This window comes from Streptomyces liliiviolaceus, from assembly GCF_018070025.1.
Lineage (GTDB): Bacteria > Actinomycetota > Actinomycetes > Streptomycetales > Streptomycetaceae > Streptomyces > Streptomyces liliiviolaceus.
The window spans coordinates 1945942-1971063 of sequence record NZ_JAGPYQ010000001.1 but is presented as its reverse complement, the minus strand read 5'-3'; the positions used below and the strand labels follow the sequence as shown (position 1 = coordinate 1971063).

20 protein-coding genes are annotated in these 25122 nt (G+C 72.0%); 9 read left to right on the top strand and 11 right to left on the bottom strand.

Translation table 11 applies throughout. The features are described from left to right. Positions 1-71 precede the first annotated feature (71 nt). The 4 genes from J8N05_RS08650 to J8N05_RS08635 form a co-directional block, all read right to left on the bottom strand. Positions 72-866 carry an ABC transporter permease gene (locus tag J8N05_RS08650; protein ID WP_210881847.1) on the bottom strand — a complete coding sequence of 265 codons (795 nt, stop codon included), beginning with the start codon at positions 864-866 and terminating at the stop codon, positions 72-74. After that, a complete protein-coding gene (locus J8N05_RS08645; protein ID WP_210881846.1) occupies positions 863-1705 on the bottom strand; it encodes an ABC transporter ATP-binding protein in 843 nt (280 codons plus the stop codon). The genes J8N05_RS08650 and J8N05_RS08645 overlap by 4 nt, the downstream gene beginning before the upstream one ends. A 317-nt stretch (positions 1706-2022) precedes the next feature. Continuing rightward, a complete protein-coding gene (locus tag J8N05_RS08640; RefSeq protein ID WP_210881845.1) occupies positions 2023-2472 on the bottom strand; it encodes an EamA/RhaT family transporter in 450 nt (149 codons plus the stop codon). A 64-nt stretch (positions 2473-2536) separates the two neighbouring features. Then, on the bottom strand, positions 2537-2863 hold the full coding sequence (locus J8N05_RS08635) for an SH3 domain-containing protein (protein WP_210881844.1): 327 nt from the start codon (positions 2861-2863) through the stop codon (positions 2537-2539). A 167-nt stretch (positions 2864-3030) separates the two neighbouring features. Here J8N05_RS08635 and J8N05_RS08630 point away from each other — a divergent pair, with 167 nt between their 5' ends. Continuing rightward, positions 3031-5379: a serine/threonine-protein kinase gene (locus J8N05_RS08630; protein ID WP_210881843.1), complete on the top strand. Its 2349-nt coding sequence runs from the start codon at positions 3031-3033 to the stop codon at positions 5377-5379. A gap of 103 nt (positions 5380-5482) precedes the next feature. Here the strand turns inward: J8N05_RS08630 and ilvD are convergent, their stop codons facing one another. The 4 genes from ilvD to J8N05_RS08610 form a co-directional block, all read right to left on the bottom strand. Continuing rightward, a complete protein-coding gene (gene ilvD, locus J8N05_RS08625; RefSeq protein WP_210881842.1) occupies positions 5483-7336 on the bottom strand; it encodes a dihydroxy-acid dehydratase in 1854 nt (617 codons plus the stop codon). Between the two features lie 214 nt (positions 7337-7550). Next, positions 7551-8165, bottom strand: coding sequence for a TetR/AcrR family transcriptional regulator (locus tag J8N05_RS08620; RefSeq protein WP_210881841.1), 615 nt, complete (start codon positions 8163-8165; stop codon positions 7551-7553). After that, positions 8162-8986, bottom strand: coding sequence for a sugar phosphate isomerase/epimerase family protein (locus J8N05_RS08615; RefSeq protein WP_210881840.1), 825 nt, complete (start codon positions 8984-8986; stop codon positions 8162-8164). The genes J8N05_RS08620 and J8N05_RS08615 overlap by 4 nt, the downstream gene beginning before the upstream one ends. 349 nt (positions 8987-9335) lie before the next feature. After that, entirely contained in the window at positions 9336-10268 is a 933-nt protein-coding gene (locus J8N05_RS08610) for a Ppx/GppA phosphatase family protein (protein ID WP_210881839.1), read from the bottom strand. 71 nt (positions 10269-10339) lie between these two features. On the opposite strand from J8N05_RS08610, the gene J8N05_RS08605 reads away from it, so the two are divergent. Next, complete coding sequence (locus tag J8N05_RS08605) at positions 10340-11215, top strand: hypothetical protein (RefSeq protein WP_210881838.1); 876 nt, start codon at positions 10340-10342, stop codon at positions 11213-11215. 157 nt (positions 11216-11372) lie between these two features. Here J8N05_RS08605 and J8N05_RS08600 read toward each other — a convergent pair whose 3' ends face one another. Continuing rightward, positions 11373-13295: a BACON domain-containing protein gene (locus J8N05_RS08600; protein WP_210881837.1), complete on the bottom strand. Its 1923-nt coding sequence runs from the start codon at positions 13293-13295 to the stop codon at positions 11373-11375. Positions 13296-13528: 233 nt separating this feature from the next. Between J8N05_RS08600 and radA the strand changes: the two genes are divergently transcribed. Both radA and disA read left to right on the top strand, forming a co-directional pair. Further along, complete coding sequence (gene radA, locus J8N05_RS08595; RefSeq protein ID WP_210881836.1) at positions 13529-14938, top strand: DNA repair protein RadA; 1410 nt, start codon at positions 13529-13531, stop codon at positions 14936-14938. 71 nt (positions 14939-15009) lie between these two features. Beyond that, a complete protein-coding gene (gene disA, locus J8N05_RS08590; protein ID WP_107022362.1) occupies positions 15010-16134 on the top strand; it encodes a DNA integrity scanning diadenylate cyclase DisA in 1125 nt (374 codons plus the stop codon). A gap of 559 nt (positions 16135-16693) precedes the next feature. On the opposite strand, the gene J8N05_RS08585 is transcribed toward disA, so the two are convergent. After that, positions 16694-17515 carry a hypothetical protein gene (locus J8N05_RS08585; RefSeq protein WP_210881835.1) on the bottom strand — a complete coding sequence of 274 codons (822 nt, stop codon included), beginning with the start codon at positions 17513-17515 and terminating at the stop codon, positions 16694-16696. Positions 17516-17752: 237 nt separating this feature from the next. On the opposite strand from J8N05_RS08585, the gene J8N05_RS08580 reads away from it, so the two are divergent. The 5 genes from J8N05_RS08580 to cseC all read left to right on the top strand — a co-directional run bounded on the left by J8N05_RS08580 (position 17753) and on the right by cseC (position 22588). Next, complete coding sequence (locus tag J8N05_RS08580; RefSeq protein WP_210881834.1) at positions 17753-18697, top strand: A/G-specific adenine glycosylase; 945 nt, start codon at positions 17753-17755, stop codon at positions 18695-18697. Between the two features lie 257 nt (positions 18698-18954). Further along, positions 18955-19554 (top strand): SigE family RNA polymerase sigma factor, encoded by a 600-nt coding sequence (locus tag J8N05_RS08575; RefSeq protein WP_247706205.1) that lies wholly within the window; start codon positions 18955-18957, stop codon positions 19552-19554. Continuing rightward, a complete protein-coding gene (locus tag J8N05_RS08570) occupies positions 19542-20210 on the top strand; it encodes a hypothetical protein (RefSeq protein ID WP_210881833.1) in 669 nt (222 codons plus the stop codon). Before J8N05_RS08575 ends, J8N05_RS08570 begins: the two co-directional genes overlap by 13 nt. Positions 20211-20374: 164 nt before the next feature. Beyond that, positions 20375-21106 (top strand): two-component system response regulator CseB, encoded by a 732-nt coding sequence (gene cseB, locus J8N05_RS08565; protein ID WP_210881832.1) that lies wholly within the window; start codon positions 20375-20377, stop codon positions 21104-21106. Positions 21107-21289: 183 nt separating this feature from the next. Then, positions 21290-22588 carry a two-component system sensor histidine kinase CseC gene (cseC, locus tag J8N05_RS08560; RefSeq protein ID WP_247706688.1) on the top strand — a complete coding sequence of 433 codons (1299 nt, stop codon included), beginning with the start codon at positions 21290-21292 and terminating at the stop codon, positions 22586-22588. 818 nt (positions 22589-23406) lie between these two features. On the opposite strand, the gene J8N05_RS08555 is transcribed toward cseC, so the two are convergent. Then, a complete protein-coding gene (locus tag J8N05_RS08555; RefSeq protein ID WP_210881830.1) occupies positions 23407-25071 on the bottom strand; it encodes an MDR family MFS transporter in 1665 nt (554 codons plus the stop codon). Positions 25072-25122 lie beyond the last annotated feature (51 nt).

Sequence of the window (25122 nt, the reverse complement as noted above, 5' to 3'; positions counted from 1 at the left end):
TGCGTCGTCCGGGGCCCATCCTCGCACCGGGGCCCGGGGGCTGGCCGCGCCGTCCGCTGGGCGGGACGGGGTCAGGCCGTGCGGCGGCGGAGGGTCGCCGCGCCGAGTGTCAGTACGAGGAGAGCGCAGGCCGCGACGATCAGGGCGTCGCGGACGAAGGCGGCGGTGACGTCGGTGTGCTTGAGGACCTCGTTCATGCCGTCGACGGCGTACGACATGGGGAGGACGTCGGAGATGGCTTCCAGTACGGGGTGCATGTCGGAGCGCGGGGTGAACAGGCCGCAGAGGAGGAGCTGGGGGAAGATCACGGCCGGCATGAACTGGACGGCCTGGAACTCGGAGGACGCGAACGCCGAGACGAAGAGACCGAGGGCGGTGCCGAGCAGGGCGTCAAGGAGGGCGACCAGGAGGAGCAGCCAGGCCGAGCCGGTGACGTCGAGGCCGAGGGCCCATACGGCGAGAGTGGTGGCGAGGACGGACTGGACGACGGCGACCGCTCCGAAGGCGAGGGCGTAGCCGGCGATGAGGTCGCCTTTGCCGAGGGGCATGGCGAGGAGGCGTTCGAGGGTGCCGGAGGTGCGTTCGCGGAGGGTGGCGATGGAGGTCACGAGGAACATCGTGATGAGGGGGAAGATGCCGAGCAGTGAGGCGCCGATGGAGTCGAAGGTGCGCGGGCTGCCGTCGAAGACATAGCGGAGCAGCACAAGCATCAGGCACGGGATGAGGATCATCAGCGCGATCGTGCGCGGGTCGTGGCGGAGCTGGCGCAGGACCCGGGTCGCGGTGGCGGTGGTGCGGGCGAGGTTGATCGCGCGCGGTTCGGGGAGCGCGGTCGGGCTCGTGCGCGGGGCGGTGGTCGTGGTCATCGGACGGACTCCTTGCGTGAGTGGCCGGGCCGGCGGGGCTGGTTGCCTGCGGCGGCCGCGATCGCCTCGTCCACCAGGTGGAGGAAGGCCTCCTCGACGGTGTCGGTGCCGGTCTGGGTGCGCAGGGCGTCCGGGGTGTCGTCGGCGAGGATCTCGCCCTCGCGCATCAGGAGCAGGCGGTGGCAGCGTTCCGCCTCGTCCATGACGTGGGAGGAGACGAGGAGGGTGGCGCCCCGGTCGGCGGCGATGGTGTGGAAGAGCTGCCACAGGTCGCGGCGGAGTACGGGGTCGAGGCCGACCGTGGGTTCGTCGAGGACGAGGAGTTCCGGGGTGCCGAGGAGGGCCACGGCCAGGGAGACGCGGCTGCGCTGGCCGCCGGAGAGGTTGCCCGCGAGGGCGTCGGCGTGGGAGGCGAGGTCCACGTCGGCGATGGCGTGCTCGACGTTCTCGCGGCGGCGGTCTGCTGCGGAGCGGCCGGGGTCGAGGATCGCGGCGAAGTAGTCCAGGTTCTGGCGGACCGACAGGTCGTCGTAGACGGAGGGGGCTTGGGTGACGTAACCGATACGGGAGCGCAGGGCGGCGTGGCCCGCGGGGAGGCCGAGGACGTCCAGGGTGCCGGTGACCTTGGCCTGGGTGCCGACGATCGCCCTCATCAGGGTGGACTTTCCGCACCCCGACGGGCCGAGCAGACCGGTGATGCGGCCGCGGGGGACGTCGAAGTCGAGTCCGCGCAGGACCTGGCGGGGGCCCCGGACGACGGTGAGACCGACGGCGTGGACAGCCGGGTGGTCGGGGGGTGGGGGCGTGGGGGCAGGGGTGTCGGACGCATTATTCATCATGTGATGAATAATGCGCCTGGGCAGGAACCTCGTCAAGCAGCCGGGGCGACGATCAGGACGACCTCGTAGTTCTCGGTAGTCGGGTGCGGGCCCGGTGGGGGCCGTTCGCGCAGTTCCCCGCGCCCCTTCGGGGCCCGGTGGGGGTGGCCGTGTTGTTAGGGGGTGGCCGTGACGTTTCCGGTGCGCCTTTGGGGCAAAAGCTGGGGCGTAGCCCCGCTTTTGAGGGGCGCGGGGAACTGCGCGGGGCACCCCCACCGGGGCCGCGGACAAACCGCAGGGGTGCAGCCCCGCCTCGAAGGGCCGCAGGCGGTCACGGGCTAGGGGTGGCTGCGGTGGGAGGGTGCCTCGTGCTCCGTGCGGTGGAGGTGTTCGCCCGGGGCCTCCGTCAGGGAGCGGAGGAAGTATGCGGTGAGGGTGCCTACGAAGCCGATCGTCAGCAGGCCCCGCAGTGCGGACTCGCTGTCCGGGGCCGGGCGTTTCGTATAGCCCGCCCAGGTGTGGCGGAACGCCAGCGCGGTGCAGACGGCGAACATCACCACGACCAGCCCGGTGACGAAGCCGCCCACGGCCGCGATCTCCAGCCCCTCGTACGCGAACCGCAGGACCAGGCAGCTGACCGCGATCGCGACGAGCGAGCCGACGCTCACGGCCGCGCGGCGGACCGCGTAGCCGCCGTCGTGGTCCACCCAGGTCACCCCGAAGAAGCGGATCGGTTCGGGGCGGGGGCCTGTGCGGCCTGCGGAGGTGGTGTCTGGTTTGTCGCTCACCGCTCGATTATCGCCTCGGCCCGCCGACCGGCCGGCCGAGGCGATGCGATGCGCGGCGGAGGCGTCAGGCGCAGCGCGAAGCCACGTACCCGTCGCTCCCCGTGTGCACGTACGCGTCGGACACGTACTCCCCGACCTCGATGTTGTCCCAGATCTTCGTCGTCCCGTAGGGGCCGCTGATCGTCTCCCCCGGGCGCTGGCAGAAGATCGGGACCCTGGAGCCCGGCGCCAGCGTGCGGATCAGGCGGTACTGGGTGCCGGGACCGCTGCGGACGTTCAGGCTGTAGCCGGGTGCGATCGAGTAGAGCGTCTGGGCCGCGACCGCCGCCGCTGCCTCGGCGCCGGCCGACGAGTCGGCGACTTCAGTCTCTCTGGCCTCTTCAACAGCCATGTGTGTCTCCCCGTTGGATGTGGTGCACGCGTTGTCTCGAATGTGGTGTCTCGAAACGCTGTCTTTGTTTTGTGCACGCGGAGGCTAGCAAGCCGCGTGGGACTCGTACGAACCATCGACTAGGCTCCGTGCGTCGCGCGTGCGTACGCAATTCACGGGGGTGGACGATGCCGCCAAGACGCATCGCCGGATCGGATGCCGAAGCGGAACTTCCCGAGTACGCAGGGCAGTACCGCCTTGAGTCACGTCTCGGCTCGGGTGGCATGGGCGTGGTCCATCTGGCCCGTTCGGCGTCGGGACTGCGGCTCGCGGTGAAGGTCATCAACGCCGAGTTCGCCAGGGACACCGAGTTCAGGGGGCGTTTCAAGCAGGAGGTGGCGGCCGCACGGCGGGTCAGCGGTGCGTTCACCGCACCGGTCGTGGACGCCGACCCCGAGGCGGACCGGCCCTGGATGGCCACCCTGTTCATCCCGGGACCGACGCTCGCGGAGCATGTGAAGCGGAACGGTTCGCTGTCGTCCGCGCAGTTGCGGCAGGTGATGGCCGGGCTCGCCGAGGCGTTGCGCGACATCCACCGTGCCGGTGTGGTGCACCGCGACCTCAAGCCGAGCAACGTCCTCCTCGCCGAGGACGGCCCCAAGGTCATCGACTTCGGTATCTCGCGGCCGTCGGACAGCGAACTGCGCACGGAGACGGGCAAACTGATCGGCACTCCGCCCTTCATGGCCCCCGAGCAGTTCCGCCGCCCGCGCGAGGTGGGACCGGCCGCCGACATCTTCGCGCTCGGGTCCGTGCTGGTGCACGCGGCGACCGGGCGCGGGCCCTTCGACTCCGACAGTCCCTATGTCGTGGCCTACCAGGTCGTGCATGACGAACCGGATCTGACGGACGTCCCCGGCGACCTGGCTCCGCTGATCGCGCGTTGCCTCGCCAAGGAACCCGACGAACGGCCCACGCCCGACGAGCTGATGGCCGAGCTGCGGCATGTCTCGTCCCTCTACGACACGCAGGCGTTCATACCGGCGCAGCGCGCGGCGGAGGCGGCGGAGGTATCCGCGGGAGCACCGGCGGGATCGGCGGAAGCCGTGCCCGACTCGCGCGACCGTACGACTCACGTGCGCGGCAAGCTGCGTACGCCCGCGGGCTCCGGCGGTGGCGGCGATGCCGGGTCCCGCGACTCTGCATCAGGCGCAGATGCGGGTGCGAATGCGGATGCAGGCGCGGATGCGGGTGCAGGAGCGGTCTCCGTACGTTCCCGGCGCCGGGGGCTTCTCACCGTCGTGCTCGGTGGCGTGGCCGTGCTCGCGGTCGGCGGTGCGCTGCTGGCCGGTCTGCCGGGCGACGACGGTTCCGGACGGCGGCCGGGCTCCGCTTCGGGCGGCGCGCGCGAGTCCGCCGGCGAGGCGTTCCGGCCGTGGGTCGCGAAGGTGGGCACGGGCGAGGGCATGGCCAAGTGCACGTACGGCGGTGGAGCCCTGCTCTGCGCCGGTCCCGGTGTGCTCGCCGGCGCCCTCGGCCCGCGGGACGGAAAAGTGCGGTGGACGCGCCCGGCGAAGAGCGGGGAGGACGTTTCGGTCTCCGCGCCCGTCCTGTCCGGCGGCCTCGTGCACACGCTCACCGCGGCCGGCGGGCAACTGGTCGCACTCGACCCCGACACCGGCAGGACCCGCTGGAAGCTGAACACCTCGGTGTACGGGGGCGGCGCGCAGTACGTGGGCGACACCGTTCTGCTGACCTCGGGCGACGGCACGGTCACCGGCATCGACGGGAAGACCGGGAAGCGGCTCTGGCAGGGCCGTCCGGCCGGCGGGGCCCAGCCGGCCTTCGCGTACTTCGGCGGCGAACTCGCGTACGCGACGACGCTGACGTCCGACGGTACGGGCACACAGGTGATCGCGGTGGATCCACGGACCGGGGACGTGCGCTGGCGCCACGACCTCGACGGGCTGCTCACTCCGGTCGGCACCCGGAAGGGCACGCTCTGGCTCACCGCCCAGAACGCGTACCAGGAGACCCGGAGCATCGTCGGCTACACGCCGGACAGTGCATCCGGCGGCGCATCGGGCAGTGCGTCGGACAGTGCATCCAGCCGTGCGTCCGGCCGTGCGTCGGGCGGTGGGAAGGAGCGGCGGATTCCGCTCGACCTCCCGCTTCCGTCCACCACGGCCGCCCTGCACGGCGACGCGGTCTATTTACTGGCCGCGGGAGGTGCGCTGGTGGCCGTCGACATCGAGGCAGGCAAGCAGCGCTGGCGCCGTGAGACCTCGGTCAGCAGGGCCTCGGCGCCGACCGCGGACGACCGGTACGTGTACGTCAGCGCCCCCGACGGCCGGCTGCTCGCGGCCGACGTCCGCACCGGGAAGCTCGTGGGCCAGACCCCCACCCGGCTCGGTGAGGACGGCGAACGGGTGGTGGCCGAGGTGCTCCCGCCCATGGTCGTGGGCGACCGGGTCTACGCGAGCGCGCCCGACGGCAGCGTCTTCGGCGTGGACGCGCGCAGGCCCGCCGACTGGTGAGCCGCGAGGGCGCCGGGCCGACCCCGTGAACGACGAACCCGCCCGGTCATGAGGACCGGGCGGGTTCGGGTGCGCTGAGAGAACTGCTGGATCGGGCCTCGGACTAGCCGAGCATCGAGACGTCCCGGACGGCGCCCCTGTCCGCGCTGGTCGCCATCGCGGCGTACGCGCGCAGGGCCGCCGAGACCTTGCGCTCGCGGGCGACCGGGGCGTACACGCCTTTGAGTGCCTCGCGGCGCTCGGCCAGGTCCTCATCGGAGACCAGGAGCTCGATGCTGCGGTTCGGGATGTCGATGCGGATGCGGTCGCCGTCGCGGACGAGGGCGATCGTGCCGCCGGACGCCGCCTCGGGCGAGGCGTGGCCGATGGACAGGCCCGAGGTGCCGCCGGAGAAGCGGCCGTCGGTGATCAGGGCGCAGGTCTTGCCCAGGCCGCGGCCCTTCAGGAACGACGTCGGGTAGAGCATCTCCTGCATGCCGGGGCCGCCCTTGGGGCCCTCGTAGCGGATGACGACGACGTCGCCGTGCGTGATCTCCTTCTTGAGGATCTTGTCGACGGCCTCCTCCTGCGACTCGCAGACGACCGCCGGGCCCTCGAAGGTCCAGATCGACTCGTCCACACCGGCCGTCTTCACGACACAGCCGTCGACGGCGAGGTTGCCCTTGAGGACCGCGAGACCGCCGTCCTTGGAGTACGCGTGCTCCGCCGAGCGGATGCAGCCGCCCTCCGCGTCCTCGTCGAGGGCCGCCCAGCGCTCGGACTGGGAGAAGGCCGTGGATGAGCGGACGCCGCCGGGCGCCGCGTACCACAGGTCCAGGGCCTCCGGGGAGGGCGAGCCGCCGCGGACGTCCCAGGTCTTGAGCCAGTCCGCGAGGGACGGGCTGTGCACCGAGTGCACGTCCTCGTTCAGGAGTCCTGCACGGTGGAGTTCGCCGAGCAGGGCGGGGATGCCGCCGGCCCGGTGCACGTCCTCCATGTAGTACGTCCGGTCCTTCGCCACGTTCGGGGCGACCTTGGCGAGGCACGGCACGCGGCGCGAGACCGCGTTGATCTCGTCCAGGCCGAAGGGGACGCCCGCCTCCTCGGCGGCGGCCAGCAGGTGCAGGATCGTGTTGGTCGAGCCGCCCATGGCGATGTCGAGGGCCATGGCGTTCTCGAAGGCCGCCATGGTGGCGACGTTGCGGGGCAGGACCGACTCGTCGTCCTGCTCGTAGTAGCGCCGGGTGACGTCCATGACCGTGCGCGCCGCGTCCTCGTACAGGCCCTTGCGGGCCGTGTGCGTGGCGAGGACCGAGCCGTTGCCGGGGAGGGAGAGGCCGATGGCCTCGGTCAGGCAGTTCATGGAGTTGGCCGTGAACATGCCGGAACACGAACCGCAGGTCGGACAGGCGTTCTCCTCGATACGGAGGATGTCCTCGTCCGAGATCTTGTCGTTCACGGCGTCGGAGATCGCGTCGACCAGGTCGAGTGTGCGCACCGAGCCGTCGACCAGCGTGGCGCGGCCGGACTCCATGGGTCCGCCGGAGACGAAGACCGTCGGGATGTTCAGGCGCAGGGCGGCCATGAGCATGCCGGGCGTGATCTTGTCGCAGTTCGAGATGCAGATCAAGGCGTCGGCGCAGTGGGCCTCGACCATGTACTCCACGCTGTCCGCGATCAGGTCGCGGGAGGGGAGGCTGTAGAGCATGCCTCCGTGGCCCATCGCGATGCCGTCGTCGACGGCGATCGTGTTGAACTCGCGCGGGATGCCTCCGGCGGCGGTGATGGCCTCGCTCACGATGCGGCCGACCGGCTGGAGGTGCGTGTGGCCGGGCACGAACTCCGTGAAGGAGTTGGCGACCGCGATGATCGGCTTACGGCCGATGTCCGCGCCCGGTACACCGGAGGCGCGCATAAGGGCGCGGGCGCCCGCCATGTTGCGTCCGTGGGTGACTGTGCGGGACCTCAGCTCGGGCATGGCCGCTCGCTCCTTCGGAGAGTGTTGACTGCTGTCGAGCGTACGCCCGGCATCCAGGGTTTGGACGTGGTGTCCGGTATGCGGGATTGCTGTCTCGGGTTCTGAAGGTCGGGCGGCATGTGTGCGGGGGTGCCGGGCGTCGGCTGTCCGGTGCCGGGCGCGTGTGGCTGGTCGCGCAGTTCCCCGCGCCCCTGTCGCGGGGCTGCGCCCCTGCTCAGGGGACCGTCAGGTGGGACTGGATCGCCGGGGAGACGCGGTTGATGATCTGTTCCGGATCCGCCGAGGCGAGGGGCTCGACCTTGATCACGTAACGGAGCATCGCGATGCCCACGAGTTGCGCGGCGGCCAGTTCGGCGCGCAGTTCGGCGTCCGGGAGGTCCAGCTGGAGGGCGACGCGGCGCAGCAGCTGGGTGGAGATCAGGCGGCGGAAGACGCCGGCGGCGGTCTCGTTGTTGACGGCTGAGCGGACGATCGCGAGGAGTGCCTTGCGGGTGGCCGGGTTCTCCCAGACACCGAAGAAAAAGCGGGCCAGCCGTTCGCCCACGCCGTCGAGGGGGCCCTCGCCGATCGAGCCGGGCGCGGTCAGCAGGGGGCCGATGGCGACCTCGATGGACGCCTCGAAAACCTGCTCCTTCGTACCGAAGTAGTGGTGTACGAGTGCCGAGTCCACGTCCGCCGACTTCGCGATGGCGCGCATGGAGGTCTTCTCGAAGCCCCGTTCCGCGAACTCCTCGCGGGCCGCCGCCAGGATGCGGTCGCGGGCCGCGGGGGCGTCCTGCGTGTCCGTACGGGAGGGGCGTCCCCGCCGGCGCGGGGTGGCGGCGGTCATGTACGCGGGACCCGGACCGCCGAGGCCAGGTGGAGGCGGGTGAAGGCGAGGGCTTCCGCCAGATCGGCCTCGCGCTCGGCGCTCGACATGGCGCGGCGGGTGTTGACCTCGATGACGACATGGCCGTCGTAGCCGGACAGGGCGAGCCGTTCGAGCAGTTCGGCGCAGGGCTGGGTGCCGCGGCCCGGGACCAGGTGTTCGTCCTTGATGGAGCCGCTTCCGTCGGCGAGGTGGACATGGCCGAGGCGGTCGCTCATGCGGTCGATCATCTGGAGCGCGTCCGTGCGGGCCGTCGCGGTGTGGCTCAGATCGATCGTGAAGTGCCGGTAGTCGTCCTTCGTCACGTCCCAGTCGGGTGCGTACGCGAGCATCTCGCGATCGCGGTAGCGCCAGGGGTACATGTTTTCGACGGCGAATCGTACGTCCGTCTCGTTGGCCATCTGCCAGATTCCGGTGACGAAGTCACGGGAGTACTGGCGCTGCCAGCGGAACGGGGGGTGTACGACGACCGTGCTCGCGCCGAGCTTCTCGGCCGCCGCGCGGGCGCGCTGGAGTTTGATCCACGGGTCGGTGGACCAGACGCGCTGGGTGATGAGCAGGCAGGGGGCGTGTACGGCGAGGATCGGGATCCGGTGGTAGTCGCTGAGGCGGCGCAGGGCTTCGATGTCCTGGCTGACCGGGTCGGTCCACACCATGACCTCTACGCCGTCGTAGCCGAGGCGTGCGGCGATCTCGAAGGCCGTCGCTGTCGACTCCGGATAGACGGAGGCCGTGGACAGGGCGACCTTCGCATCCGGGATGCGCACGACTGGTTCTGCCACGGGGACAGGTTACGGGGTGGGTTCGTCGGGTGTGGCGGGGTGGGGTTGTTTGGCTGGGGGCCGACCCTTCCCTCACCGGGGGGGTGGGCAGGTTCGGTGCGTGGGCTTGGGCTTGGTGGGTGGGTGCGGGTTCGGTGGGGGCTTGTCGCGCAGTTCCCCGCGCCCCTTAGGGGGTGGGGGCGGGGTTGTGTGTCGGCTGGCCGTCGGCTGTGGTTGCTCGCGCCGTTCCTCGCGCCCCTTAGGGGGTGGGGGCGGGGTTGTTTGTTCGCTGGCCGTCGGCGGTGGCTGGTCGCGCCGTTCCCCGCGCCCCTTAAGGGCGCCCTTGCGGGGGCCTTGGAGGGTTGCTGGGTTACTGGGGGGTCATCTGGTCCAGGGTTCGGAGGATTACTCCCTCTCGGAGTGCCCAGGGGCAGATTTCCAGCGTCTCCACTCCGAAGAGGTCCATCGCGCCCTCGGCCACCACCGCGCCGGCGAGGAGCTGGGCGGCGCGGCCCTCCGAGACTCCGGGGAGTTCCGCGCGTTCGGCGGTCGTCATGGAGGCCAGACGCGGGACCCAGTCCTCCAGGGACCGGCGCTTGAGCTCGCGCTGGACGTACAGGCCGTCGACCGAGCGGGCGGCACCCGCGAGCCGGGCGAGCTGCTTAAAGGTCTTCGAGGTGGCGACCACATGGTCGGGAGCGCCGAACCGGCTGAACTCCCCAACCGTACGCGCGATCTGCGCCCGCACATGGCGTCGCAGGGCCCTTATGTCCGCCGGGTCCGCCGGGTCGGTCGGCAGCCAGCCCGCGGTCAGCCGGCCCGCGCCCAGCGGCAGCGAGGCGGCCGCGTCGGGCTCCTCGTCGATCCCGTACGCGATCTCCAGCGAACCGCCCCCGATGTCCAGGACGAGCAGTTTCCCGGCCGACCAGCCGAACCAGCGGCGGGCGGCGAGGAAGGTGAGCCGGGCCTCCTCCGCGCCGGTGAGGACCTGGAGCTCCACACCGGTCTCCTCGCGCACCCGGGCCAGCACCTCGTCGGCGTTGCTGGCCTCGCGCACCGCGGAGGTCGCGAACGGCAGCAGATCCTCGACACCCTTGTCCTCGGCGGCCTCCAGCGCCTCCTGGACGACGGCGATGAGCTTGTCGACGCCCACGGAGTCGATCGCGCCGCTGTCGTCCAGAAGTTGGGCGAGCCGTAGCTCCGCCTTGTGCGAATGCGCGGGCAGCGGGCGCGCGCCGGGGTGTGCATCCACCACCAGCAGGTGCACCGTGTTCGAACCCACGTCCAGGACACCGAGTCTCATGTACGGCACGCTACTGCGCCCGGGCCCCTCGGCCGTCCCCAGAGTGGTCGTGAGCGACTTACTCTGGACGGGTGCCAAAGACGAAAAAGGCGAAGAGCGACAAATCGGCCAAGGATTCCGCCGCAGGGCCCGCGAAGGACGAGCTTCGGGTGAAGCCGTCCAAGCCCGGAAAGCTTCCGAAGGCACCGAAGGGCGACGAGAAGGGGCTCGACTTCGCGCGTGCGTGGGTGGAGTTCCCGGATCCGGCCGACGACGAGCAGGTCTTCCGCTGCGATCTGACATGGCTGACCTCTCGCTGGAACTGCATCTTCGGAAGCGGCTGCCAGGGGATCCAGGCGGGCCGGGCGGACGACGGATGCTGCACGCTGGGTGCCCACTTCTCGGACGAGGACGACGAGAAGCGCGTGGCCGGGCACGTGGCGAGGCTCACGCCGGACATCTGGCAGCACCACGACGTGGGGACCACGACCGGCTGGGTCTCGCAGGACGAGGACGGGGACCGGCAGACGCGCCCGTACCAGGGGTCCTGCATCTTCCAGAACCGCCCCGGTTTCGCCGGTGGCATGGGCTGTTCGCTGCACATCCTGGCCGTCAAGGAGGGCCGCGAGCCCCTGGAGACCAAGCCGGACGTCTGCTGGCAGCTCCCGGTCCGGCGGACGTACGAGTGGATCGACCGGCCCGACGACACGCGGGTGCTGCAGGTCTCGATCGGCGAGTACGACCGCCGCGGGTGGGGTCCTGGCGGGCACGACCTGCACTGGTGGTGCACGTCGGCGACGTCCGCCCACGGCGCGGGCGACCCGGTCTACGTCTCGTACCGCCCGGAACTGATCGAACTGATGGGCAAGTCGGGTTACGACCGCCTGGTGGACCTCTGCGAGGAACGCCTGGCCTCCCAGCTCCCCGTCCTGGCCCCCCACCCGGCGGACCCACCCCACCGCGGATAGGGGCCGCCCCCCGGCCCCCTAAGGGGCGCGGGGAACTGCGCGACCGGGCCCCCACCGGGGCGCGCCCGGAAGTCGAGGCCGGCCCCCTGAGGGGCGCGGGGAACTGCGCGACCGGCCACGACGCTCCCGCGGCCGACCTCCGGACCCGCGGGAGCGCTCAACTCCCCGACGGACTCGGTTCACCACTGCCGTCACCGGGCCCGCCGGACGTCGGCTCACCCTCCCCGGGGGAGCCCGGCGGAGGCTCCGGCTCCGGATCCGACGGCCCCGGCCCGGACGGCGAAGGCTCCGGCCCGGGATCGGACGGCCCCGGATCGGACGGCGAAGGCCCGGACGGCGTCGGCTCGGGCCCGGGATCCGAGGGCCCGGGGCCAGGTCCGGGCCCAGGCCCGGGATCCGATGGCCCGGGCTCACTAGGCGAAGGCGAATCCGGCCGGGGCCCCGGCCCCGCCGTCCCGTACCCGCCGATCGTGACCACCGCCCCCGCCGGCCCGACCGCCACCCGCGCGCTCCACGCCCCGTTCGGCTCCCGCAGATGATCGACGTACACCTTGATCGTCAGCGACTCCCCCGGTTCCAGCGTCCCGGACGACTGGCTGAGGTAGAGCCAGGACGCCCCGGTCCGCGCCGACCAGCGGACCGCCGAATCGCCGGTCGCCGTGAGGGTGATCAGTGTCGTGTCCCCGCTGGAGCGGGCCGCCACGGAGAGCCCGCTCTGCTGTCCCGGGGCCACGCTGACGACCTCCACGGAGACGTCGGACGAGCCGCTGCGCGGGGTGAAGCGGGAGCCGGGCCGCGTACGGGCGTTGCCCGCGTTCTCGTAGCCGGATGCCTCACCGCCGAGTTCCTCGGAGCCCTGCGCCTCGTTCGCGGTGACCGGCCGGCCGTCGGCGCCCTCGCCGATGAGGGGCGCACCCCGGTAGGCCGCCCACAGGGCGAGCACGGGAGCCGCCACCACGGTGGCGACGACCGTGGTCGTGACGGCACGCGCGCGCAGCCGGTCACGGCGGGCCGCGTGGTCCTTGGGGTCCATCGGGAAACCGCGCCGGTCGAAGCGCGGACCGGCGCCCCGCGCGCGCGGGAAGCACGTCATCGCCTTGTGGAGGGCCGCGCGCGGGGCTTCGAGCACGGGCAGCGCGGCGGGCGTGACGCTGGTGCCGGGCCAGGAGCCGGGGCCGGCGCGCTCGGCGGTACGGCGGCAGCGCGGGCAGTCGTCGACGTGCCGGACCAGTTCGCGGCGCAGGGCCGCGCTGAGGACGAGGTGCTTGTCGCCGGTGAGCCGGGTCACGCCGGGGCAGGTACCGGTCTCGACGACGGCCAGGGCCGCGCGTGTGCGCTCGACCTCGCAGGCGCCCGCCGCGAGGAGTTCCCGGGCGGCCACCGGGTCGGTGCCGAGGACGGCGGCGACCTCGTGCGCGGCGAGCTGGTGGCGCACGGCGAGTTCGAGCGCCTCGCGCTGCTCGGGTGTCGTACCGGCGGCCTCCGGCCAGGCCAGCAGGGCGAGTTCGCGACGGCGCCGGTCCTTCTCGGCGGCGGCGAGAGGATCGGCGGTCCGGTCGGCACCCCGGTCACCGGCATGAGCACCGCCTCGCTCGCCGGCGCGCTCGCCCATACGTTCACCGGCGCGTTCACCGGTCCGCCCCGGGCCCGCGGAGGAGGTGCCGCGGGCGGCGGCACGGGCGGTCTCCGAGCGGGCCTGCGCGTGAGGACCGCCGGCGGCGCCCTCGGACCGGCCCGACGCGTGGGCGCCCGCGCCATGACGCCGCTGCCGGGCCTCGGCGAGCTTGCGCAGACAGGACCAGCGGGCGAGCGCGTACAGCCAGGCCCTGCGGTCGTCGGGCGTCTCGCGACCGCGATGGCCGCGGCGCTCGGCGAGGGCGAGGACGTCCCCCAGGGCGGCGGTCGCCGTGTCGTGGTCGCACAGGACGGACAGACAGTAGGTGAACAGGCCGTCCAGGTACGGCTCGTAACGGGTCGGCGGGCGGTGTGCCACCGTGCGCGCCGCGGCCCGGTCGCGCGCCTCGCGGTGCGCCCGGTGTGCGCCGGTGGTGCGGGTCGAGGTCTCGGGACTGCTGCTCATCACCCGTGCGACCGTAGGTGCCTTGTGGTGGGCCCTTCTCCCTGCTTGAGCACATTTAATCCATACGGGTGAAACGATCCCTCAAATGAGGGCAGGGGACCGGTATTCCATGTCGTGTCCCTGTCGTATCCGCCCGGAAAAGCGGTCGGTTTGCGCAGGGTGCCCCGTTATCGACAACGGCTGTCGAACAGGCCGTCACGGCTCTGTCAGTGGCGGCGGTTACGGTTCGTGTCATGGCTGCCCGTACGAAGACCGCGAAGGACCGGCCGTCCTACCGCTGCACCGAGTGCGGCTGGCAGACGGCCAAGTGGCTCGGCCGCTGCTCCGAGTGCCAGGCCTGGGGGACGGTCGAGGAGTACGGCGCGCCCGCGGTGCGTACGACGGCTCCCGGCCGCGTCACCACGAGCGCGCTGCCCATCGGCCAGGTCGACGGCCGGCAGGCGACCGCCCGCTCGACCGGTGTGCCCGAGCTGGACCGCGTGCTCGGCGGCGGACTCGTACCGGGCGCGGTGGTGCTCGTGGCGGGCGAGCCGGGCGTCGGCAAGTCCACGCTGCTGCTGGACGTGGCGGCCAAGGCGGCGAGCGACGAGCACCGCACGCTCTACATCACGGGTGAGGAGTCGGCGAGCCAGGTCCGGCTGCGCGCCGACCGCATCAAGGCGATCGACGACCACCTCTATCTGGCGGCGGAGACCGATCTGTCGGCGGTCCTCGGCCATCTGGACGCGGTGAAGCCGTCCCTGCTCATCGTCGACTCCGTACAGACGGTGGCCTCTCCGGAGATCGACGGCGCGCCCGGAGGCATGTCCCAGGTCCGCGAGGTGGCCGGGGCCCTGATCCGCGCCTCCAAGGAGCGCGGCATGGCCACCCTCCTGGTCGGCCATGTCACCAAGGACGGCGCCATCGCGGGACCACGTCTCCTGGAGCACCTGGTGGACGTCGTCCTGAGCTTCGAGGGCGACCGGCACGCACGCCTGCGTCTCGTACGAGGCGTCAAGAACAGGTACGGCACCACGGACGAGGTCGGCTGCTTCGAGCTGCACGACGAGGGGATCACCGGGCTCGCCGACCCCTCCGGTCTCTTCCTCACCCGCCGGGCCGAGCCCGTCCCCGGCACGTGTCTGACCGTCACCCTCGAAGGCCGCCGCCCGCTGGTGGCCGAGGTTCAGGCGCTCACGGTGGACACCCAGATCCCCACTCCGCGGCGTACGACGTCCGGTCTGGAGACCTCCCGTGTCCAGATGATGCTCGCCGTCCTGGAGCAGCGCGGCCGGATCAGCGCCCTCGGGAAGCGGGACATCTACACCGCGACGGTCGGTGGCGTGAAACTGTCCGAACCCGCCGCGGACCTCGCGATCGCGCTCGCGCTGGCCAGCGCGGCGAGCGACACCCCGCTCCCGCAGAACCTCGTCGCGATCGGCGAAGTGGGGCTCGCGGGCGAGGTCAGACGGGTCACGGGGGTCCAGCGCAGACTCGCCGAAGCGCACCGTCTGGGCTTCACCCACGCCCTCGTTCCGAGCGACCCGGGCAAGATCCCGCCCGGTATGAAGGTCCTGGAAGTCGCCGACATGGGGGACGCGCTCCGGGTCCTCCCTAGGTCGCGTCGGCGAGACGCCCCACGGGACGAGGAAGAGCGCCGGTAGACTTTGCCCAGGTCTCGCCCGTCCGTACGAACCGAGGGCGCCCTCAAAAAGCCTGCGACCGGAGGAGTGCAGTGGCAGCCAACGACCGGGCAGCGGTTCCCGGCAAGTCCGGCGGGAGTTCCGGCACCGATGGCCTGATGCGCACGGCTCTCAGCGCTGTGGCACCCGGCACAGGACTGCGTGACGGCCTGGAGCGCATCCTCCGCGGCAACACCGGCGGGCTCATCGTGCTCGGCTGGGACAAGACCGTCGAGGCGATGTGCAGCGGCGGATTCGTGCTGGACGTCGAGTTCACGGCGACGCGGCTGCGCGAGCTGTGCAAGCTCGACGGCGGCATCGTGCTGGACAAAGACATCACCAAAATCCTGCGGGCCGGCGTGCAGCTGGTCCCCGACCCGACCATCCCCACCGAGGAGACGGGCACGCGGCACCGCACGGCGGACCGGGTGAGCAAGCAGGTCGGCTTCCCCGTCGTCTCCGTCTCCCAGTCCATGCGCCTGATCGCGCTGTACGTGGACGGGCAGCGGCGGGTCCTGGAGGACTCGGCCGCGATCCTCTCCCGCGCGAACCAGGCGCTGGCCACGCTGGAGCGGTACAAGCTGCGGCTCGACGAGGTCGCGGGCACGCTGTCCGCGCTGGAGATCGAGGACCTGGTCACCGTCCGGGACGTGTCGGCGGTGGCCCAGCGCCTGGAGATGGTGCGCCGGATCGCCACGGAGATCGCCGAGTACGTGGTGGAGCTGGGCACGGACGGGCGGCTGCTCTCCCTCCAGCTGGACGAGCTGATCGCCGGGGTCGAGCCCGAGCGGGAGCTCGTCGTACGGGACTATGTGCCCGAGCCGACGGCCAAGCGGTCCCGCACGGTCGATGAGGCGCTGTTCGAGCTGAACGCGCTCAGCCATGCGGAGCTGCTCGAAATGCCCACCGTGGCGCGGGCGTTGGGGTACACCGGGTCGCCCGAGGCGCTCGACTCCGCGGTGTCGCCCCGCGGGTTCCGGCTGCTGGCGAAGGTGCCGCGGCTGCCCGGCGCGATCATCGACCGGCTGGTCGAGCACTTCGGCGGGCTGCAGAAGCTGCTCGCCGCGAGCGTGGACGACCTGCAGACCGTGGACGGGGTCGGGGAGGCGCGGGCGCGGAGCGTACGGGAGGGGCTTTCGCGGTTGGCGGAGTCGTCGATCCTCGAACGCTACGTGTAGCCGTCCGGCGGTTCGGCGTGGCCCTCTGGGCTGGGTCCGGCTTTCGGGCGCGGGCCGGTGGGGGCTGGGTGCGCAGTTTCCCGCGCCCCTGAAAGCGGGGGCCGGGCTGGGCTCGGCTGCTGGGTGCGGGCCGGTGGGGGCGTGCCGCGCCGTTCCCCGCGCCCCCGAAGGCGCCACCGGCCAACCCGCGCCCGGCGCGGACGGAGCAGACGGTAGTGCGTCGGGGGCGGCCCGGTGGGGGCCGTTCGCGCAGTTCCCCGCGCCCCTAAAACGGTGGGGGCCGGCGTTTCGATGTCATCGCTCCCGCGCCCCTCAGGCAGGGGGTCGGCGCACGGACGTTTCTTGGGGGCGCGGGGAACTGCGCGGCTCGCTCCAACGAACCCGCACCCTCCCAGCACCCTCACCCCCACTGCCCAAGGGGCGCGGGGAACTGCGCGACCAGCCCCCACCGGCCCGCACCCAGTGGCCGAGCCCAGCCCCCCGCTTTCAGGGGCGCGGGGAATTGCGCGGCTCGCCCCCACCGGCCCGCACCCGGGAGTCGAGTTCAGCCAGCCCTTAGCTAGTCCTTCTTGAGGACGAAGGATGTCTGGGACTTCGGAAGGCCTGCCGGCTTCGCTTCGACCAAGTACGTCCCCGGCGTAGCCGAAAGCGCCGGCGGCGTCGCACACTGCGGAGCACTCGCCTTGCGGTTCCATTCGACCGTCCGGATGACCTGATCGTTCGCCGGAATGCGGAACAGCACGCTCGCCGCACCCGTCGGGCAGTCCGCCGAGGACCAGATCTCGTCGTCACCCTTCGCCTGAGTGATCGTCAGTACCGCGCTCTTCGGCCCGAGATCGAGCTTGCAGTCGCTGCCGGAGGAGTTCTTGGCGATCAGTTCGAAGGTGGGCTTCTCGTCGGGCGCGTACGAGTTGTGGACACTGCGCAGCGTGAACTTCACCGACCCGGGCGTGCAGTCGGGGACGCTGGACCCGGCCGGAACCGTGTCGCCCGAGCCACCGCCGCCCTCACCGTCGTCCGCGCCGCCACCCCCGGAACCGGAACCGGAGCCCGAACCGGTCCCGCCCGCACCGGAATCGCCCGACCCGCCGGAGCCCCCGGAGCCGCCCGAACCTTCGGAGCCGCCGTCGCTCGACTCGTCGCGCCCGCCCGGCGCCTGGCTGATCGCGGACTCCGAGTCCGAGGGGCCGGGCGTGATCGACGCGGTGGGGTTCTTGCCGTTGGACCCGTCGGCGTCGTTCTTTCCGCCGCCCCCGCCGTCGGAGGTCACCACCCAGGTGACCAACAGGGCCATCACGGCGAACATGGACGCCAGAATGGCCCTCCGTCGCCAGTAGATGGAGGAGGGAAGCGGCCCGACCGGATTGCGCAGAGATCCCACGGCGCAAACTGTACGAGAGATCGGGGAGTTCACCGGCCTCACCCGCCGCTCAACCCCCCAACTTTTTCCGATCATCAGCCCGGGGGCGGCTTCGAGGCCGCCTGGGGCTGCCCCCCGGGGCAGCCTTCAGGGGCGCGGGGAACCGCGCGACGAGCCCCCACCGCCGCGCAGCCGACACACGACGCACTCCGGCGCCAACCCTCCGGAGGATCCCCCGCATGGAAGAATCGCCGTGCCATGACTGCGCCCACGAAACCCACGCCCCCCGCCCAGGCCGACAGCCGCGGGCCCGTCGGCGACGAAACCGCCGGCGCCGACCTCCACGCCCCCGTCATCGACTGGTTCGAGGAGAACGCACGCGACCTCCCGTGGCGACGCCCCGACGCGGGCCCGTGGGGCGTGATGGTCAGCGAGTTCATGCTGCAGCAGACCCCGGTGAGCCGCGTGCTCCCGGTGTACGAGCAGTGGATGGCCCGCTGGCCGCGCCCCGCCGATCTCGCCGAGGACGCGCCGGGCGAGGCCGTCCGCGCCTGGGGCCGCCTCGGCTACCCCCGCCGCGCCCTGCGCCTGCACGGCGCCGCGGTCGCCATAACGGAGCGGCACGACGGCGACGTACCCACGGAGCACGCGCAGCTGCTCGCGCTGCCCGGCATCGGCGAGTACACGGCGGCGGCGGTGGCCTCGTTCGCGTACGGGCAGCGGCACGCCGTCCTCGACACGAACGTGCGGCGGGTGTTCGCGCGGGCCGTCACCGGCGTCCAGTACCCGCCGAACGCCACGACCGCCGCCGAGCGCAGGCTCGCCCGCACGCTGCTGCCCGACGACGAGCGCACGGCCGCGCTCTGGGCCGCCGCGTCCATGGAGCTCGGCGCGCTCGTCTGCACGGCGAAGAACGAGACGTGCGTACGCTGCCCGATCGCCGCCCTGTGCACCTGGCGGCTGGCCGGGAAGCCCGCGCACGACGGACCGCCGCGGCGCGGCCAGACCTACGCGGGCACGGACCGGCAGGTGCGCGGCCGGCTGCTCGCCGTACTGCGCGAGGCGGTCACGCCCGTCCCCCAGTCGGCCCTGGACCGTGTCTGGGAGGAGCCGGTGCAACGGGCCCGCGCCCTGGACGGCCTGGTCTCCGACGGACTGGTCGAACCGCTCGCCGGCGGTCTGTACCGGCTCCCGCAGAGCTGACCCACAGGTGTCACCGAGCCAGGTGACAGAGCCGCGGCGGGCAAAACGCCCCGTACCCGCCCCAGTCGGCACCTCGTTTTACCCAGGCCCTACTTCCGTTACACAACCTATGGACAGCCGAGCGCTCGTCGCATGCTCGCTCGGACAACCCCGTGACAACAGCTCCGTAACTTCAGTGCCGTACCGCGGACCGGCGGTACGGCAGGCAACGGACAGCCGGCAGCACCCAGGCCGGAACGGGGACGGAGGCGGTTGGAATGGCGCACGGCGAGGTGCTTGGGTTCGAGGAGTACGTACGCACTCGGCAGGACGCGCTGCTGCGCAGCGCACGCCGTCTGGTCCCCGACCCCGTCGACGCCCAGGACCTCCTGCAGACCGCGCTGGTGCGGACGTACGGCCGCTGGGACGGCATCGCCGACAAGCGCCTCGCCGACGCCTATCTGCGCCGCGTCATGATCAACACACGTACGGAGTGGTGGCGGGCCCGCAAGCTGGAGGAGGTCCCCACCGAGCAGCTGCCGGACGCGAGCGTGGACGACTCCACCGAGCAGCACGCGGACCGCGCGCTCCTGATGGACATCATGAAGGTGCTGGCTCCCAAGCAGCGCAGCGTCGTCGTGCTGCGACACTGGGAGCAGATGTCCACGGAGGAGACGGCCGCCGCCCTCGGCATGTCGGCCGGCACGGTCAAGAGCACACTGCACCGGGCGCTCGCCCGGCTCCGCGAGGAGCTGGAGCGCCGGGCCCGTGACGAGAACGACGTGGACGGCGTGGACAGCGACGGGAACGACGACCGGAACGGCAAGCTCGGCGTACGCGTGCCGGGGCGTGAGGAGCGGGAGCGTTGCGCGGCCTAGATCCTGAGGCTCCGCGGGCCCGTGGGGTCCGGAAGGCGGTGATCACGGCAGCGGCCGTGCTCGCCGCCCTCGGCCTTTCCGTGTCCGCCTGCGGTACGGGCGGCACCGGCGCCCGGGACGAGGGCCCGGCCCTCTCCGACTCGGCCGCCGGAAGCGCCCGGGACGCGGCCCCCTCCTCCTCGGTCCCGGCCCCTGCCCCGGCCACACCCGACCGGGTGGACGCGGTCCGTATGGTCAGGGCCGACCCCGGGGTCAGTACGGCGGTCAAGCGCGATCTGAAGCCGTGCGTCGGCGACGAGTACCCGGTCGACGTGTCGTACGGCAACCTCACCGGCGGTTCCGCCGCGGACGTCGTGATCAACGTGATGACCTGCGGGGACGCGGTCGGCGTCGGTTCGTACGTGTACCGCGAGGAACGCGGCGCGTACAAGAACGTCTTCCGCGCCGAGGAGCCTCCGGTGTACGCGGAGATCGACCGGGGCGACCTGGTGATCACCCAGCAGGTGTACGAGAAGGACGACTCGGTGACGTATCCGTCCGGCGAGGAAGTGATCACGTACCGCTGGACGGCGACCCGCTTCACCGAGCGGGCCAGGACGCACAACGACTACAGCAAGGTGGTGGGCGGCGAGTCCGCGGCCCCCGCCGATCAGTAGCCCCGCACCGAGCGATCGCACAACCACACAACCGTGCAACCGCACCACCACACCGCTGCACCACAGCACCACCGCACCACCGCACCACCGCACCACCGCACCACCGCACCACCGCACCAGCAAGTCGCAATGGCCCGACAGACCGAGAAGACGAGAGCACCCGGATGGCAGAGCACACCCATGTCCTGTTCGTCGAGGACGACGACGTCATCCGCGAGGCCACGCAACTCGCGCTGGAACGCGACGGCTTCGTGGTCACCGCCATGCCCGACGGGCTGTCGGGTCTTGAGGCGTTCCGGGCCGACCGGCCCGACATCGCGCTCCTCGACGTGATGGTGCCGGGCCTCGACGGGGTGTCGCTGTGCCGCCGGATCCGCGACGAGTCGACCGTCCCCGTGATCATGCTGTCGGCCCGCGCCGACTCCATCGACGTCGTCCTCGGGCTGGAGGCGGGCGCCGACGACTACGTGACCAAGCCCTTCGACGGGGCCGTGCTGGTCGCGCGTATCCGGGCCGTGCTGCGGCGCTTCGGACACGCGAGCGGGCCGCGCGCCGCCGACGGGGGCGACGGTGCGTCGGACGAGCACGGCGGCGGTGTGCTGACCTTCGGCGCGGGCTCCGGTTCCGGCGAGCTGGAGATCGACACGGAGGGCATGGAGGTGCGCAGGGGCGGCGCCCCGGTGTCCCTGACGCCCACGGAGATGCGGCTGCTCCTGGAGTTCTCGTCCTCACCCGGTACGGTCCTGTCGCGCGACAAGCTGCTGGAGCGGGTGTGGGACTACGGCTGGGGCGGTGACACCCGGGTCGTCGACGTCCATGTGCAGCGGCTGCGTACGAAGATCGGCCAGGACCGGATCGAGACGGTCCGCGGCTTCGGCTACAAGTTGAAGGCCTGAGCGGAGCGGACGATGCGGGGGACGAACGGCAACACGGCCGGCGGGCAGGGCGAGTTCGGCGACGACGTGAACGGACACGGCAACGGGAACGGGCCCAGGAACGGGCAGAGCGCGCCGGGCGTGACCGTCGTGGGACAGGGGCGGGCCGGTGCGGCCGGGCGGCGCGAGAGACTCGGACGCCTGATGCCGCGTACGGGGATCAGATGGAAGCTGAGCGCCGCCATCGCGGCCGTCGGGGCGCTGGTCGCCGTCGCGCTGAGCCTGGTCGTGCACAACGCCGCCCGGGTCTCGATGCTCGACAACGCGCGCGACCTCGCCGACGAACGCGTCCAGATCGCGCAGCGCAACTACGAGGCGTCCGGGCGGCCGAACTTCCCCGGCGTCAGGATCGACGACCCCGCCCTGCCGAAGGACCTGCTGGCGAAGGCCACGGCCGGACGGCGGGCGACCTATGTGACCGAGCACTCCGACGGCGTGCCCGACATCTGGGCGGCCGTACCGCTCAAGGACGGCCGCATCCTGTCGCTGCACACGAACTTCACCGACCGCAGCACGACCGTTCTGAAGGACCTCGACGAGGCGCTGCTCATCGGGTCGATCGCGGTCGTCTTCGGCGGCTGCGCGCTCGGCGTGCTCATCGGCGGGCAGCTCTCCCGGCGGCTGCGCAAGGCGGCCACGGCGGCGCGGCGGGTCGCGCAGGGCGAACCGGACGTGCGCGTACGGGACTCCATCGGCGGGGTCGTGCGCGACGAGACCGACGATCTCGCGCGGGCCGTGGACGCGATGGCGGACGCGTTGCAGCAGCGCATCGAGGCGGAGCGGCGGGTGACCGCGGACATCGCGCACGAGCTGCGCACCCCGGTGACCGGGCTGCTCACCGCGGCGGAGCTGCTGCCGCCGGGGCGCCCCACGGAGCTCGTACGGGACCGGGCGCAGGCCATGCGGCAGCTGGTCGAGGACGTGCTGGAGGTGGCCCGGCTGGACAGCGCGTCCGAGCGGGCCGAGTTGCAGGACATCCTGCTGGGCGAGTTCGTGACCCGGCGGGTGATCGCGCGGGACCCGGGGATCGTGGTCCGGGTGGTCCACGAGTCGGCGGTCACGACGGACCCGCGCCGTCTGGAACGGGTTCTGATCAACCTGCTGGTCAACGCCGCCAAGCACGGCAAGCCGCCCATCGAGGTGACCGTCGAGGGCCGGGTCATCCGGGTCCGCGACCACGGGCCCGGCTTCCCCGACGCGCTCCTGGCCGACGGGCCCAGCCGCTTCCGCACCGGCAGCAGTGACCGGGCCGGGCACGGGCACGGGCTGGGGCTCACGATCGCGGCGGGGCAGGCGCGGGTGTTGGGGGCGCGGCTCACGTTTCGCAACGTGCGGGCGGTGGGGGCGGCTGAGGGGGTGCCCTCGGAGGGGGCGGTGGCGGTCCTGTGGCTGCCGGAACATGCCCCGACGAACACGGGCAGTTACCCGATGCTGCCGGAATGACCTGCCCCCGGGGGCTGCCCCGGCCCCCCTTGTCCTCAATCGCCGGACGGGCTGGGGATGGAGTGGGACGGGGTCGGGCTTCGGCTGCGGGCCGGTGGGGGCTGATCGCGCAGTTCCCCGCGCCCCTGAAACCGCCCTGCCTCGCACGGGCTCAGGGGCGTGCAGCTTCGACTGCCGGCCGGTGGGGGCTGGCCGCGCAGTTCCCCGCGCCCCTAAAACCACCTCGCACGCCCGACGGGCACAGGGGCGCCCGGCTTCGACTGCCGGCCGGTGGGGGCTGATCGCGCAGTTCCCCGCGCCCCTAAACCACCTCGCACGCCCGACGGGCTCAGGGGCGCCCGGCTTCGGCTGCCGGCCGGTGGGGGCTGATCGCGCAGTTCCCCGCGCCCCTGAAAATGGGGCTGCGCCCCGATTTTCAGGTCGGTCGCGTGCCTTGCCATTCAGCCGCCGCCCACCCAGCCCTGCGGCGCAAAGCCATCCGGCCTCTCGGCCCCGCACATCCATCCCATCCGGCGCCCCCCACCTAGCCCCTCCGGCGTTTGAGGAGCGGGGGTCCGGGGGCTGGCCCCCGAAGCACCCGCACATCCAGCTCCTCCGGCACCCCCACCCAGCCCCTCCGGCGTCTGAGGAGCCGAGGTCCGGGGGCCGGCCCCCGAGGTGCATGCCCGCCTCTCAGCCCCTCCGGCGTTTGAGGAGTGGGGGTTCGGGGGCGGAGCCCCTGAGGCAGGGACGGGAACGGGTAGGGGCGGCGGGGGCGAGGGAAAGGCCCCCGGTCCCGGATGTCGTCCGGGGCCAGGGGCCGTAGGGGAGGATCTGGCTCAGACCGTCTCCGGCGACTTCTCCTCGCCGGAGGCGCCCGCACCGGCCCCCCGAAGCGGAACCTCCTTCACGAACACGGCCCCCACCAGCGCCACGACCGCGACAACCGCCCCCAGCAGGAACGCGGAATGCGTCCCGGACGCGACAGCGTGCTGGTACGCCTCCCGCGCAGCCACCGGCAGCTTCGCCAGGCTCGCCGCGTCGAGCTGCGCGGACTGCTCGGTCACCTTGGCCCCCAGCGCCCCGGCCCGCTCGGCCATGACGTCCTGCACGCGGTGGTTGAACAGCGCGCCCATGATGGCGACACCGAAGGACGAGCCGAGCGTACGGAACAGCGTGGTGCTGGACGACGCGACGCCCATGTCCTTCATCTCGACGCTGTTCTGCGAGACGAGCATGGTGATCTGCATCAGACAGCCCATGCCCGCACCGACCACGGCCATGTACACACCGGACGTCAGCCGCGACGTGTCGGTGTCCATGAGCGACAGCAGGTAGAGCCCGACGACCATCAGCGCACTGCCGACGATCGGGAAGGCCTTGTACCGCCCGGTGCTGGTGGTGACGCGCCCGGCGACCATCGACGTCACGAGCATCGCGCCGAGCATCGGCAGGAGCAGCAGCCCGGAGTTGGTCGCGGACGCGCCCTGCACCGACTGCTGGTACAGCGGCAGGAACAGCACGGCACCGAACATCACGAACCCGGCGACGAACCCGACGACGGACATCAGCGTGAAGTTGCGGCTGCGGAAGATGTGCAGCGGCATGATCGGCGCGGCGGCCTTGGTCTGCACGAACAGGAAGCCGATGAGCGCGGCGACCCCGATGCCGATCAGTTCCATGATCCGGGCGGAGCCCCAGGCGTACTCGGTCCCGCCCCAGGTGGTGACGAGCACGATCGAGGTGATGCCCACGGTGAGCAGCGCGGCGCCCAGATAGTCGATCCGCGCGTCCACCCGCTTCCTGGGCAGGTGCAGTACGGCACTGATGGCGATCAGGGCTATGACACCGAGCGGCAGGTTGATGTAGAAGGACCAGCGCCAGCCCCAGTTGTCGGTGATGGTCCCGCCGATCAGCGGGCCGCCGATCATGGCGAGGGCCATCACACCGGCCATCATGCCCTGGTACTTGCCCCGCTCACACGGCGGGATCAGGTCGCCGATGATCGCCATGACGCCGACCATCAGTCCGCCCGCGCCGAGTCCCTGGATCGCGCGGAACCCGATGAGCTGGCCCATGTCCTGGGCCATTCCGCTGAGCGCCGATCCGATCAGGAAGAGCACGATCGACGTCATGAAGACGCCCTTGCGCCCGTACATGTCGCCGAGCTTGCCCCAGATGGGGGTGGAGGCGGCGGTCGCGAGCGTGTAGGCGGTGACGACCCAGGACAGGTGTTCCAGACCGCCCAGTTCGCCTACGATGGTCGGCATCGCGGTGCCGATGATCATGTTGTCGAGCATCGCGAGCATCATCGCGATCATCAGCGCCATCAGGACGACACGTACGCTCCTGGGCTGCTTGCCCTCCTCCGCGGCGCCCACGGCACCCACGGGGTCGGCCGCCACTGCCGCCGCCGACGCCTGGGACGCCGCCGCGTCCCCCGGCCGGGCCGGCTTAGCCGAAGTGACCGACTGCGCCGACTTCGCCGACTTCGCCGACTTCATCGGTTTGATCGGCCTGCGCGGCCTCCGCGCCCCCTCCGACCCGTTCGAAGC